The sequence below is a fragment of the Micromonospora sp. NPDC003197 genome, assembly GCF_053590565.1.
Genome location: NZ_JBSFTE010000001.1, coordinates 160379 through 174854 on the forward strand (window position 1 = coordinate 160379; position 14476 = coordinate 174854).

Annotated in this window: 7 protein-coding genes and 1 pseudogene; 1 reads left to right on the forward strand and 7 read right to left on the reverse strand. The window is 69.5% G+C overall.

Going from position 1 to position 14476, the window contains the following annotated elements; all coding sequences use genetic code 11:
- Nucleotides 1-49: 49 nt before the first annotated feature.
- On the reverse strand, nt 50-5119 hold the full coding sequence (locus ACWDV4_RS00840) for an NAD-glutamate dehydrogenase (protein ID WP_449973748.1): 5070 nt from the start codon (nt 5117-5119) through the stop codon (nt 50-52).
- Nucleotides 5120-5439: 320 nt separating this feature from the next.
- On the opposite strand from ACWDV4_RS00840, the gene ACWDV4_RS00845 reads away from it, so the two are divergent.
- On the forward strand, nt 5440-7404 hold the full coding sequence (locus ACWDV4_RS00845) for a penicillin-binding transpeptidase domain-containing protein (protein ID WP_449973749.1): 1965 nt from the start codon (nt 5440-5442) through the stop codon (nt 7402-7404).
- A gap of 69 nt (nt 7405-7473) precedes the next feature.
- Here ACWDV4_RS00845 and ACWDV4_RS00850 read toward each other — a convergent pair.
- The 6 genes and pseudogenes from ACWDV4_RS00850 to ACWDV4_RS00875 all read right to left on the reverse strand — a co-directional run.
- Nucleotides 7474-8487 (reverse strand): annotated as a pseudogene (locus ACWDV4_RS00850) (arginase family protein); the annotation flags it as partial.
- A gap of 122 nt (nt 8488-8609) precedes the next feature.
- Complete coding sequence (locus ACWDV4_RS00855; protein ID WP_449973750.1) at nt 8610-9551, reverse strand: tetratricopeptide repeat protein; 942 nt, start codon at nt 9549-9551, stop codon at nt 8610-8612.
- 83 nt (nt 9552-9634) lie between these two features.
- Nucleotides 9635-11323: an acyl-CoA mutase large subunit family protein gene (locus tag ACWDV4_RS00860; RefSeq protein ID WP_449973751.1), complete on the reverse strand. Its 1689-nt coding sequence runs from the start codon at nt 11321-11323 to the stop codon at nt 9635-9637.
- 139 nt (nt 11324-11462) lie between these two features.
- Nucleotides 11463-11933, reverse strand: coding sequence for an Asp23/Gls24 family envelope stress response protein (locus ACWDV4_RS00865; protein ID WP_449973752.1), 471 nt, complete (start codon nt 11931-11933; stop codon nt 11463-11465).
- Nucleotides 11934-12117: 184 nt separating this feature from the next.
- Nucleotides 12118-13101, reverse strand: coding sequence for a methylmalonyl Co-A mutase-associated GTPase MeaB (meaB, locus tag ACWDV4_RS00870; RefSeq protein WP_449974124.1), 984 nt, complete (start codon nt 13099-13101; stop codon nt 12118-12120).
- An 86-nt stretch (nt 13102-13187) separates the two neighbouring features.
- Entirely contained in the window at nt 13188-14432 is a 1245-nt protein-coding gene (locus ACWDV4_RS00875; RefSeq protein WP_449973754.1) for an acetyl-CoA C-acetyltransferase, read from the reverse strand.
- Between the last annotated feature and the right edge of the window lie 44 nt (nt 14433-14476).

A 14476-nucleotide genomic window follows, 5' to 3' on the forward strand; every position in this document is an offset into this window, starting at 1 on the left:
CCGGGGCCCGGATCGACTCCGGGCCCCGGCTCGTGCGTACGACCGATACTCAGCTGGCCGCCGACGTCCGGACCAGGGTACGGATCTGACGCAGCAGCACCGACAACGCGGCCAGGTCCGCCCGAGACTCGTCGAACTCGCCCATCGCCTTACGTGCCCGGCCAACCGAGGTCGCGTTGGACTGCTCCCACTCCTGCACCCGGTCCTCCGCCGATGCGGAGTCGGCGGTCGAGCCGAGCACCTCGGCGGTGAGCGCCGCCAACGCCGCGTACAGGTCGTAACGCAACGCCATCCGGGCCAGGGTCTGCCAGCGGTCCTCACGGGGCAACAGCGAGATCTTCGACAGTAGTGAGTCGACCCGGAACCGGTCGGAGAGCACGAAGTAGACCGAGGCGACCTCGTTCACGTCGCGCCCCGTCGCGGCGGCGGTCTCGACCACGTCGAGCAGGCCGAAGCTGTACATCAGACGGGTCGCCTGGGCCGCCAGGTCCCGGTTCAGACCACGCCCGAGGAGCAGTTCGACGTGTGACTCCAGGGCCTGCCGCTCGCTGCCGTAGAAGAGCTTGTCCAGCTCCGGCAGAAGCTGGGAGACCCCGTCGCGCAACCGGCCGATCTCCCCCGGCACGTCCAGCGGCGAGCGCCGGTTGGTGACCAGCCAGCGGACCGCCCGGTCGAGCAGCCGCCGGGTGTCGAGGTAGACCGCGGTCTGCACCTCCGTGGGCACCCGGTTGTCCAACGCCTCGATGGCGTCCCAGATCGCACCGAGCCGGAAGACCTCGCGCACCACCACGTAGGCCCGGATCACGTCCGCCGCACTGGCGGCGGTCTCCTCGACCACTCGGTAGATGAACGAGATCCCGCCCCGGTTGATCACCTCGTTGACCAGCACGGTGGTGACGATGTCCCGGCGCAGTCGGTGACTGGCCATCCGGTCGGCGTACCGCTCGCGCAGCGGGGTCGGGAAGTAGTTGGCCAGCACCTCGGCCGTCCACTCCTCGTCGGCCAGCCCGTCTTCGAGGATCTCCCGCTCCAGGGCGATCTTCGTGTACGCGAGCAGCACCGCGAACTCCGGCGCGGTCAGCCCCGTCTCGGTACGAGCAGCCAACTCCTCGTCCGAGGCGAGCGCCTCCAACTCCCGGTTGAGCTGACCGGAGCGCTCCAGGTCGGAGATCATCCGACGGTGCACCGGCAGCAGCGAACCGGCCTGCGCCAGCGCGTTGCCGATCGCCCGGGCCTGGTCGTAGTTGTCCCGCAGCACCAGCTCGGCGACCTCGTCGGTCATCTCCGCCAGCAGCGTGTCCCGCTCCGGGCCGGTCAGCTCACCGTCGGCCACCACCGCGCCGAGCAGGATCTTGATGTTGACCTCGTGGTCGGAGCAGTCCACCCCGGCGGCGTTGTCGATGAAGTCGGTGTTCATCCGGCCGCCCGCCAGGGCGTACTCGATCCGACCCACCTGGGTGAAGCCCAGGTTGCCGCCCTCGCCGACCACCTTGACCCGTAGGTCCTTGCCGTTGATCCGGATCGCGTCGTTGGACTTGTCCCCGACTTCGGCGTTGGTCTCGCTGGACGCCTTGACGTAGGTGCCGATGCCACCGTTCCAGAACAGGTCGACCGGAGCGGTCAGGATCGCCTTCATCAGGTCCTGCGGCGAAATCGACTCGACGTCGGGCTCCAGGCCCAGCGCCGCCCGTATCTGTGGCGACACCTGGATGGACTTGGCGGTACGTGGGAAGACGCCACCGCCCTCGGAGATCAGCGTCGGGTCGTAGTCGGCCCAGGACGAGCGCTCCGTGTCGAAGAGTCGCTTCCGTTCCACATAGGAGCGTGCGGAGTCCGGCGACGGGTCCACGAAGATGTGCCGATGGTCGAAGGCGGCCACCAGCCGGATGTGCTCGGAGAGCAGCATTCCGTTACCGAACACGTCACCGGACATGTCGCCGACGCCGACCACGGTGAAGTCCTCGGTCTGGGTGTCGATGCCCATGTCCCGGAAGTGCCGCTTGACCGACTCCCAGGCACCCCGGGCAGTGATGCCCATCTTCTTGTGGTCGTAGCCGGCCGAACCGCCGGAGGCGAACGCGTCGCCCAGCCAGAAGCCGTACGAGGTGGAGATCTCGTTGGCGATGTCGGAGAAGCTGGCGGTGCCCTTGTCCGCCGCCACCACCAGGTACGGGTCGTCGCCATCGTGCCGGACCACCTCGTGCGGCGGCACGATCTGCCCACCGACCAGGTTGTCGGTCACGTCCAGCAGCGCCGAGATGAACTCCTGGTAGCAGGTGACCGCCTCGTCCCGGTCCCCCGGCTTCTGCTTGAGCACGAAGCCACCCTTGGCACCCACCGGCACGATCACGGCGTTCTTCACCATCTGCGCCTTGACCAGGCCGAGCACCTCGGTACGGAAGTCCTCCCGCCGGTCCGACCAGCGCAACCCGCCCCGGGCCACCGGCCCGTACCGCAGGTGCACGCCCTCGAAGCGCGGCGAGTAGACGAAGATCTCGAACTTCGGCCGGGGTGCCGGCAGGTCCGGGATCGCCTGCGGGTCCAGCTTGAACGCCACGTACGGCTTGGGCCGTCCGTCGGTACGGCGCTGGTAGAAGCTGGTCCGCAGGGTGGCCTGGATCAGCGTCAGGTACGACCGCAGGATCCGGTCCTGGTCCAGACTGGACACCTCGTCGAGCTCCCGCCCGACGGTGGCCACCAGTTCCTTGCTGCGCAGGTTGCGCTCCTCGGTGCTCAATTCCAGCAGCGGCGAGAACCGCACCTCGAAGAGTTCCACCAACAGTGCGGCCAGGTGCGGGTAGGCGATGAAGGTCGACTCCATGTACTCCTGGGAGAAGACCGTGCCGGCCTGCCGCAGGTACTTCGCGTACGCCCGCAGCACCACCACCTGTCGCCAGGTCAACCCGGCCCGCAGCACCAGCTCGTTGAAGCCGTCGATCTCCGCCTCACCCCGCCAGGTGGCGGAGAAGGCATTCTCCACGTGCGCCCGTACCTCGATCAGCTCCCGCGCCCCCTCGGGCAGGTGCAGCCCGAAGTCGTACAGGTAGATCCGGCCGTCGATCCGGTCCACCTCGTACGGGTGCTCGTCCACCACGCTCACGCCGAGGGAGTGCAGCACCGGCAGCACTGCGGAGAGCACCATCGGCTCGCCGTACCGGTAGACCTTGAACCGGACGTCCATCTCGTCCGGCGGCTCCGGGGCGGTCCAGCCACTGGCGGTCGCCCGGGCCGGGTGCTGCTTGCGGAACAGGTGCATCTCCAGCTGGCCAGGCTCCTCCAGCAGCTCCAGCTTGGCCAGGTCCTTCATCGCCTCGTACGGCGTGTGCCCGTCCTTGTAGCCCTCCGGGAACGCGTCCGCGTACCGGGTGAACAGGTGCTTGGCCTGCTCGTCGCCGAGCTTGCGTTCGAGCACCAGCCGGTAGTCGTCGTCCCAGAGGCGGGTCGCCTCGGCCAGCTGTTCGGCCAGTACGTCGGCGTCCACCTCACCGGGCGGGTTGGTGGGATCGGCCCGGACGATGAAGTGCACCCGGGCGAGCATCGACTCGGTGACCCGAGTGGTGTAGTCGACCCCGACCCCGTTCAGCTCGCGAAGCAGGATCTCCTGCATGCGCAGCCGGTTCTGGGTGGTGAACCGGTCCCGGGGCAGGTAGATCAGGCAGGAGATGAACCGGCCGTAGCCGTCCCGGCGCAGGAAGAGTCGCAGCTGGCGACGCCCGGCCATCCGGAGCACACCGATGACCGCATGGTAGAGGTCGTCGGTCTTGATCTGGAACAGCTCGTCGCGAGGGTAGGTCTCCAGGATCTGGAGCAGGTCCTTGCCGGAGTGGCTACGCGGGCTCAGCCCCGAGCGTTCCATTACCTCGGCGACCTTACGGCGGACCACGGGCAGTTCCCGCACGCTGGTGCGGTAGGCGGCGGTGGAGAAGAGGCCCAGGAAACGCTTCTCGCCGACCACCTCGCCGGCTTCGTTGAAGATCTTGAAGCCGATGTAGTCCAGGTAGGCGGAGCGGTGCACGGTCGCCCGGGAGTTCGCCTTCGTGATGATCAGCAGGCGCTTCTCCAGCACCTTGTCGTGCGCCTCCGGCGTCATCGACGACAGTGCCCGAGGACGGGTGGAGTCCTGCCGCAGGATGCCCAGCCCGGTGCCGAGCACCGCCTCCAGCACCTTGTCACCCTCGCCGCCGGCCTCCGGGCCGGTGTCGGCCAGCCGGTACTCCCGGTAGCCGAGGAAGGTGAAGTGCTCGTGCGCGAGCCAGCGCAGCAACTCCACCGAGTCGGTGATGTCCTTCTCCGGCACCGGCGGCCGGTTGTCCGAGGTACGGGCGGCGGCCAGCTCGTCGGCGAGCGCGAGAGCCCGCTCACGCATCTTCGGCCAGTCCTCCACCGCCTCGCGGACGTCGGTGAGGACTCGCTGCAACTCGGCGCGCAGCCGGTCGCGGGCCTCCGGGTCACGAACCGGATCGATCTCGATGTGCATCCAGCTCTCGACGATGTCGCCGTCGATGGCGTCGTCGGGCTCGACGTCGGCGGCGACCTCGATCAGCCTGCCCAGCGGCTCCCGACGCACCACCACCAGTGGATGCACCAGCATGTGGACGTCGAGGTGCTGGGCGGTGAGCAGGGCGGTCACCGAGTCGACCAGGAACGGCATGTCATCGATGACGATCTCGACGACGGTGTGCTGCTGGTCGGGGGCCGGCTCGTGGATGCGCAGCTTCAGCTCACCCGGCACCCGCTGCTGGGCCAGGTCCCGGTGGTCCCGGGCGGCGGCGAGCATCTCCTCGGCGGTGAACCCGATCAGTTCCTCGTCTGGCGCGAACCGCCAGAACCGGTCGACCAGGGTAGCCGCGTCGTGGTCGTCCCCGGCCAGCGCGACGGCCTGGGCGACGAGTCTTTCGACATTCGGCACCGGCTCGTCGAGATCGGAATCATCCACATCGTCACCCAGCGCCTCGCTGGGTAGTGCCGGATCGTAGAGCGTGTCGACGCTGACGCCGGTGAGTCCAGTGACGCCGGCATCGCCGTCACTGTCGGTCACCGTGTCAAAGTTGTCGTCGTCCCGGCTCGCCGTATCCGGCCGGAGATCGGGTCTCGGTTTGATCGCCGGACGCCGGTTCATCGGTGCCACTCCCCTCAACCCACCTCGTTGTGGGCCTGTCCAGCCTATGTGCCAGCTGTTCTTGGATTTGTCGGCGAACCGCCGACCGGACGTCCGGAGCCGGACTCCGTCGGTGCCACCCATCGCGAGAACGCGAGACAGACCCTGCGGCGCTGAGTACCCAGGCTGAGGAGGTCATCACACGCGCGTAGGGCCGTGTTTCGGCAGACCGTGTGCGATCTTGTCGCGGTGGCACGGGCCGACCATACCCCTCGCCGAAACGGTCACGTACTACCGTCGGGGGCGTCCCATCCCCGATCGCCACGGAAGGTGATCATCTGATGCGCCGGCCGTACCCTTTCCGTCGTTCCCATCGCCGACCCGGGCCGCAGACCGTCGCCGCGCTCGCCGGACTAGGGCTGCTCGCGGGCGCTCTGGTCGGATGTTCGGGCAGTGACCGCCCGGAGGAACGGTTGGACTCCTTCCTCACCGGCTGGCGGGATGGTCGACTCGCCTCCCTCTCCTTCGTCGGCCCCGCAGGTCAGCAGATCAGCGGGGCCGAGGTCGCCGAGCAGATCAAGACGCTCACCGGCGATCTGTCCGAGACAGCACCGGCGCTGAGCAGGGCCGGCGACGCCAAGGTGACCAAGGACACAGCTATCGTTCCGGTAACCATCGACTGGACCCTGCCCGGCGGACAGCACTGGAGCTACCCCACCTCCGTACGACTCACCGAGAAGAACGGCGAGTGGCAGGTGGTGTGGGAGCCTCGGATGGTGCAGGAGCAACTCACCGACGGCACCCGCCTGTCGGTGCGGCGACTGGCACCCGCGCAGCGGGCCGCGATCCTCGACGGCACCGGACAGCCGGTCGTCAGCCCGCAACCGGTCGTCGTGATCGGCGTGCAGCCCGGCGAGGTGACCGACATCCCCGCGCTGGTCAAGGAACTGAACAGTGCCTTCCGGGCGATCCGGCCGGTGCTCGACCCACCGATCGACCTGAGCGACCTTCCGGACCGGCTCAAGAGCGCCGGGCCGGACGCCTTCGTCGACATCGTCAGCCTGCGTCGGGCGCAGTACCTACAGATCAAGTCCCGCATCTACGACCTACCCGGCACGAAGTTCCGGGACGAACAGCGCTCACTCGCACCGACCCGTGAGTTCGCCCGAGCGCTGCTGGGCACCGTCGACCCGGTGCAGAAGGACGATCTCGACAAGAATCCCGGCCGCTACGCGGTGGGCGACATGATCGGGCACGGCGGACTCCAGGGGCGTTACGAGCAGCAGTTGGCCGGAATCCCGGGGGTCAGCGTGTCGGTCACCCGACAGTCCGGGGATGCGCCGGCCGAAACCGTCGCCGAGGTGTTCCGCCAGGAGCCGCAAGCCGGGACGCCGCTGAAGACCAATCTCGACGTACGGGCACAGAACGCCGCCGACGCGGCCCTGAAGGGTACGTCGCAGCGCAGCGCCGTGGTGGCGATGCGGATCAGCGACGGGGCGGTCGTCGCGGTCGCCAACGGCCCGGGTGGGGGCGGCGAGAACCTCGCGTTCACTGCCCAGGTGCCCCCCGGCTCGACGTTCAAGATGGTCAGCACCCTGGGCCTGCTCGACCAGGGCGCGGTGGGCCTGGACACCCCGGTCGCCTGTCCGAAGACGTTCACCGTCGACGGCCGGTCGTTCAAGAACTCCGACTGGTTCGAACTCGGCACCGTGCCATTCCGGACGGACTTCGCCAAGTCGTGCAACACCGCCTTCGCCGCGCTGGCCCCGAAGCTCGGTGCCGACGGGCTGGCCACTGCCGGTCGAAGCCTCGGCCTGGAGGGCAACTGGCAGGTCGGGCCGGACGCCTTCACCGGCAAGGTCTCCACCGGCGGATCCCCCGCTGAGCGGGCCGCCGCCTCGTTCGGGCAGGGCACCACCCTGGTCAGCCCGCTGTCCATGGCCGCCGCCACCGCCGCAGTAGCAAAGGGCCAGTGGCACCAGCCCCGACTACTGTCCGACGCCGGGACCGACCTGAACGCACCACCCGGCCCACAGCTCAAGACCACCTCGGTCCAGCCGCTACGAACGATGATGCGTGAGGTGGTCACCAAGGGCACCGCGACCACGTTGCGCGACGTGCCGGGCCGGCAGGTGTACGGAAAGACCGGCACCGCCGAATACGACGACAACCCGGCCAACACCCACGCTTGGTTCGTGGGCTGGCAGGGCGACATCGCGTTCGCCGTATTCGTGGAGAAGGGCGGATCGAGCGGCGCCACCTCGGTGCCGATCGCCGAACGGTTCCTGCGCGGCCTGCCCCGCTGAGCCGGCCGGTCGCCGCCGACGGCTCGTTCGTCAGCCGGCCCCGTCGGCCGCCCCGTCCGTCACCGGGGTGCCATCGGGTCCGGCTGACTCGGCCGCCCCGATTACGGCCCGCAATCCCCGGCGGCTCGCCGTACTCGATTGGGCCGGTAGCAGTCGGACCGGCCCCGCGTCCGGTGCGGCAACCGGCGCGAGCCCGGCGACCAACGCGGCGACGATCTCCGCGGCGTAGCTGCCGTCCGGGTCGTAGTCCGGGTCGAAGACGGTGAGCTCCAGGCCGAGGCAGTGCGGTGTCTCGACCAGGCCCGCGATCAGCAACTCCAACTCGGGGAAGGCGATCCCACCCGGGTCGGGCGCGTCGACCGCCGGCATCACCGCCGGGTCGAGTACGTCGACGTCGACGTGCACCCAGTAGCCGCCACAGTCGGAGAGTTGGTCCCGGGCCCACTGGGCGCTGCGGGCGGCCCCCTCCACCCGCAGCGTCGGCACCGGCCGGGTGACGATGCCGGCCGCCTGGAGATCCAGCCGGTAGTCGTCCTGGGCCCGCAGCCCCAGCACCACCACGTCGATGTCCCGGAAGTACGGTCGGCGGCCCTCGATCGCGGCCAGGTCGGCCTGGCCCCGGCCGGTGACCAGGGCCAGTCCCTCGCCTGCGGCGGCACCCACGTACGAGGCGTTGCCCGGGTGCCGGAAGTCGGAGTGGCCGTCGACGTAGACCAGCCCGATCCGGCCCCCCACCGACTCGCCCAGCCGGTGCATCGCCAACGCCGAGCCGAGCACGATCGAGCAGTCCCCGCCGAGCACGACGGGAAACTCCCCCAGCTCGATGATCGACTCGATGCGTTTCGCCAGCGACATCGAATAGCCCGCGATCGCCCCGGCGTGGCAGACCCCGTCGCCGGGGCGCCAGTCGCCAGGGTCGTAGCGCGGTGCCGTAAGGCAGCCCGCGTCCCGTGCCCCGAGTCGGGCGACCAGGTCATGGTCCCGCAACGCCCCCGGTGCCTTGGCACAACCGGGCACCGAGGAGAGCGTCGGCGGGCGTAGCCCGAGGTTGGACGGTGCGTCGAGGACGGCGATCCGGCGCATCGTGGGCTCCCGTCCTGGTCGTGGCCGTTCGAGGCTGGTGGGCTCGCTTTTCGTCGTCGGTGTCGGCTCGTGGTCGGCGGTGTCGTGCGTTCGGGATCGGTGCTCGGGACGCGGGCGTCCGGTCAGAACAGGGCTCGGGCCAGGGCCCGCCGGGCGCTGCCCACCGTGGGGTCGTCGGGACCGGCCACCTTGAAGAGCGAGACCAGATGTTGCCGGGCCGTCTCACGATCGTCACCCGAGGTCCGTCGGACCAGGTCGACCAGACGAGCGTACGCCTGCTCGGCCCGTCCACTGAGCACCTCGACGTCTGCGGCCAGCAATTGTGCCGAGATGTCGTCGGGATCCGCCGCTGCCGCGGTCAGCGCCTCGGCCGGATCGGCGACCTGGGTCACCCGCCTGGTCAGCTCCACCTGCGCCAGCCCCGCCTCGGCGACGGCGTCCGCAGGGGAATCCGCCAGGATCTTCTTGTACGCCAGTTCCGCCGCGTCAAGGTCACCGTTCATCAGGGCGTCGTCGGCCTCGATGAGGCGCGGGTCCTCCGCCGGGGCCGTGGCCACGCCCTCCGCCTTGAGTACGGCGTCGAGCCACTGCCGCAACTGCGGCTCGGGTACGACTCCGGAGAAGGCGTCCACCGGCTGCCCACCCACCACCGCGTAGACGGTGGGGATGCTCTGTACCCGGAACATCTGCGCGAGGCGCGGGTTGGCCTCCACGTCGATCTTGGCGAGCACCCAGGTACCGCCATCCGCCGTGGCCAGTCGCTCCAGCATCGGCGAGAGCTGCTTACACGGCTCGCACCACTCGGCCCAGAAGTCGACGACGACGGGGGTCGTCAGCGACCGTTCCAGCACCTCAGCCTGGAAGGTCGCCTCGGTAACATCGATCACCGCGACGCTGCCCGCAGCCGGGATCGGCGGGGCTCCGGTCGACGGGGCACCAGGTGCGCCCGGGGTGGCCGGGGCGGCGGTGGCGGGGCGGGACGGGGTCGGGGCGGCGCTGCGTAGTGCGCCGAGGTCTACCGCGCCGCGGGTGAAGATCGACGGGTTGATCCGTGGCTCGCTCATGGTTGTCTAGTCTTGCACGCTCGCCGGTCAACCCAGTCCAACCGCTACCGCCACACCCCGCCACCCCAACCGGCTGGGAACAGTCAGAAGCGGGCCGGCTCGCGGTAGACGCCCCACTCGTCCCGCAGTGCGTTGCAGATCTCACCAAGGGTCGCCTCGGCCCGTACCGCCGTCAGCATCGCGGGAATCATGTTCTCCTCGGTACGGGACACGTCGATCAGCCGAGCGAGCGCCGCCTTGACCGCCACCTCGTCCCGTCGAGACTTACGCTCGGCGAGCACCCGACGCTGCTCCAACTCCACCTCGTGCGAGATGCGCAGGATCTCCAGTTCCTTGGCGACCGTGCCGGTGTGGCAGTTGACACCGACGATCTTCTTGTCCCCCTTCTCCAGCGCCTGCTGGTAGGTGAAGGCGGACTCGGCGATCTGACCGGTGAACCAGCCGTCCTCGATGCCCCGGAGGATGCCGGAGGTCATCGGGCCGATCTTGTGCGGGCCCTCCCCACCGAGCTGACGGATCCGGTCGAAGATCGCCTCGGCCTCCGCCTCGATCTTGTCGGTCAACGCCTCGACGTACCACGAACCGCCCAGCGGGTCGGCCACGTTGGTGACCCCGATCTCCTCCATCAGCACCTGCTGGGTCCGCAACGCGATCTCGGCGGACTCGTCGGTGGGCAGCGCCAACGTCTCGTCGAGCGCGTTGGTGTGCAGCGAGTTGGTGCCACCGAGCACCGCCGCCAGCGCCTCGACCGCCGTACGGACCACGTTGTTGACCGGCTGCTGGGCGGTCAGCGACACCCCGGCGGTCTGCGTGTGGAACCGCAGCCAGAGCGCCTTCTCGCTGGTCGCCCCGTACACCTCGCGGAGCCAGCGGGCCCAGATCCGCCGGGCCGCCCGGAACTTGGCGATCTCCTCGAAGAAGTCGACGTGCGAGTCGAAGAAGAAGCTGAGCCCGGGGGCGAAGACGTTGACGTCGAGGCCGCGCGACAGCCCCAGCTCGACGTAGCCGAAGCCGTCGGCCAGCGTGTACGCCAACTCCTGCGCGGCGGTCGAGCCGGCCTCGCGGATGTGGTAGCCGGAGACGGAGAGCGGCTTGTAGCGCGGAATCTCGGCGGCACAGTATTCCATCAGGTCGCCGATCAGGCGCAGGTGCGGCTCGGGGTCGAAGAGCCACTCCTTCTGCGCGATGTACTCCTTGAAGATGTCGGTCTGCAAGGTCCCGTCCAGGGTGGACAGGTCAGCGCCCTGCCGCTCGGCCGCCACCAGGTACATGCAGAAGACCGGCACCGCCGGACCGGAGATGGTCATGCTCGTCGTCACGCCGGCCAGGTCGATGCCGTCGAAGAGCACCTCCATGTCGGCCGCCGAGTCGATGGCCACGCCACAGTGGCCGACCTCGCCCAACGCCTGTGGCTCATCGGAGTCGCGCCCCATCAGCGTCGGCATGTCGAAGGCGACCGACAGGCCGCCGCCACCCGCGCCGAGGATCATCTTGTAGCGCTCGTTGGTCTGCTGTGCGTTCCCGAACCCCGCGAACTGCCGGATGGTCCAGGTCCGCCCGCGGTAACCGGTCGGATACAACCCCCGGGTGTACGGGTATTCGCCCGGCCAACCGATCCGGTCGAACCCGGGATAGGCGACGCCCTCGGGTGGGCCGTACACCGGCTCAACGGGCAGGCCCGAGAGGGTGGTGAAGTCGGCGTCCCGCTTGCGCGCGGCGTCGTACCTGGCTTGCCAGCGCGCCCGTCCGGCGGCGATCTCGTCGGCGTTCATCGGCGGGGTCCTCCTCGACTCGTCGACTGCACGTCGAGTGTAGAGCGCCAGCCTGAACGATCGATAAGGAAATGCGTACCGAGCGGTAACGTACGGGCCGGGCCGTGGTCGACCCGTACCCGTACCCGTACGTGACCGGTCAGGCGCCGGCGGCCGGCGCGGTACCCAACTCGATGTCGTCGACCTTGACGTTCACGGCGGTGACCGTGAGGCCGTACCCCTGCACGGCGGTGACCACCGCGACGCGCACCGCCTCGGTCACCTCGGCCACGACGTGCCCCTCGGCGATCACCAGTACGACGTTGATGACGGCCGACGTGCCGTCGACCTCCGCCGAGACACCCCGGCGGGCATCTCCCACACTGTCCAGGCCGACCCGGTCGAGCACGCTGTTGAAGAACCGGGCAACGTCGCCGCCGAGGTCGGCGACGCCGGGCACCTTCCGCGCCGCACTGCCGGCGATCTTCTCCACCACTTCCTCGGAGACGGCGGTGGCCCCCTGCGCGGCGCCACCCGGCGCGGCGGCTCCACTCGGCGCGGCCGTCGGTACGGCGGCAGGTGCGGCCGGAGCATCCTCGGCAGCCGGCCCGTTATCCACAACCTCGGTCATTGTTCACTTCTCCCCTGGTCTCGGCACCGGATCGACAGCCTGCCCCGATGCCATCCGCGATGAGCGAGCGTACTAGCCAAACGCGACTCCACGCCGGCCGACAACCCACCGCCCAGGGTGTAAGGAAGGGCCCCTTCTTATCGCTTTCTGTATAGGAAGGGGCCCTTCCTAACCACAGTCACAGTCAGCTGCCGAGGCCCGCCAGTAGTTCGTCGGCGGCGGCGTACGGGTCGCTCGTACCCTCGGCCACTCGCACCGCGAGCGACGACAGGGCCGTACCGTCGCGCAGCGAACCGATCCGCCCACGGAGTACGCCCAGCGCGATCGCCTCGATCTCGGCGGCGGCCCGCGCCTCCCGACGCCGACGCAGCTCGCCGTGCTCGTCCAGCCAACGGCGATGCTTGTCGATCGCGGCGGCGATGTCGTCTACACCCTCGCTGCGCACGGCCACCGCCCGGACCACCTGCGGTCGCCACTGCCCCGGCCCCCGCTCGCCCAGCGCGATCATGCCCTGGATGTCGCGGACCGTGGCGTCGGCACCATCCCGGTCAGCCTTGTTGACCACGAAGATGTCGGCGATCTCCAGGATGCCGGCCTTCACCGCCTGGATGGCATCCCCCATGCCGGGGGCGAGCAGCACCAGCGTCGTGTCGGCCAGCGAGGCGACCTCGACCTCCGCCTGCCCGACGCCGACGGTCTCTACCAGCACCACGTCGCAGCCGGCACCCTCCAGCACCCGTACGGCCGCTGGGGTGGCCGCCGACAGTCCGCCGAGGTGACCCCGGCTGGACATGGACCGGATGTAGACCCCCGGATCGGTGGCGTGGTCCTGCATCCGGACCCGGTCACCGAGGATGGCCCCGCCGGTGAACGGGCTGGACGGGTCGATGGCCAGCACCCCGACCCGGTGACCCCGCGCCCGCAGTGCCCGGACCAGTTCGTTGGTGGTGGTCGACTTGCCCACCCCGGGTGACCCGGTCAGCCCCACCACCTGCGCCTTGCCGGTGTACGGCGCGAGGGCCGCCGCGACCTGCGGCAGCACCTCGTCACCCGACTCGACCAGGGTGATCAGGCGGGCCACCGCACGCGGGTCGCCCTGCCGGGCCCGCTCCACCAACAGCGGTACGTCCCGACTGCGCCGCAGCGGCGGCGCGCTCGTCCCGGCCACGCCGGCTACCGGCGTCTCGACGTGTTCCCCGGTCCCATTGGCTACCGGCGTCTCGACCCCGCTCACTGTCGGCGTCTCGGCCTCGTTCACTGCCCCTGCTCGACACCTGGGACGTGGATGATCAGCGCGTCACCCTGGCCACCACCACCGCAGAGGGCCGCCGCGCCGGTGCCGCCGCCGCGCCGCTTCAACTCGTACGCCAGGGTGAGCACCAGCCGCGCGCCGGACATGCCGATCGGGTGGCCGAGAGCGATCGCCCCGCCGTTGACGTTGACGATCTCCGGGCTGATGCCGAGCTCCCGGGTGGACTGGATGCCGACCGCGGCAAACGCCTCGTTGATCTCGATCAGGTCGAGGTCCTCGATGCCCAGCCCACCCTTGCGCAGGGCGTGGGTGATGGCGTTGGACGGCTGGGAGTGCAGCGAGTTGTCCGGGCCGGCCACGTTGCCGTGCGCGCCGATCTCGGCGAGCCAGTCCAGCCCGAGTTCCTTGGCCTTGGCCTTGCTCATCACCACCACGGCGCAGGCACCGTCAGAGATGGGGGAGGCACTGCCGGCGGTGATCGTGCCGTCCTTGGCAAAGGACGGCCGCAGCTTTGCCAGCGTCTCGACGGTGGTGTCCGGCCGGATGCCCTCGTCCTCGGAGATCATGATCGGGTCACCCTTGCGCTGCGGGATCAGCACCGGGGTGATCTCCTCGGCGAAGACACCGTTCTTACGCGCCTCGGCGGCCCGCTGGTGGCTGGCCGCAGCGAAGGTGTCCTGCTCCGTCCGGGTGATGCCGTGCTTCGCCCCGTGCCGCTCGGTGGACTCCCCCATCGAGCAGCAGTCGTACGCGTCGGTCAGCCCGTCAAGCGCCATGTGGTCCTTGATCACCACATCGCCGTACTTGTAGCCGGATCGCTGCCCGATCAACAGGTGCGGCGCGTTGGTCATCGACTCCATACCGCCGGCCACCACGATGTCGAACTCGCCGGCCCGGATGAGCTGGTCGGCCAGGGCGATCGCGTCCAGGCCGGAGAGGCAGACCTTGTTGATGGTCAACGCCGGGATCGACATGGGGATGCCGGCCTCGATGGCGGCCTGCCGGGCCGGGATCTGTCCCGCGCCGGCCTGGAGCACCTGCCCCATGATCACGTACTGCACCTGGTCCGGGGCGACACCGGCCCGCTCCAGGGCGGCCTTGATGGCGATCCCGCCGAGGGCGGTCGCCGGAAGGTCCTTGAGGTTGCCCAGCAGCCGCCCCATCGGGGTACGAGCACCGCCAACGATCACCGAACCCGCTCGCGACACGGACTCGTTCCGCTCGCTCCTCGCGCTCACCGAAGCCATAGCTATTGCCTCCGAGGGGTGGGACTGACCAGACAACTTAACGA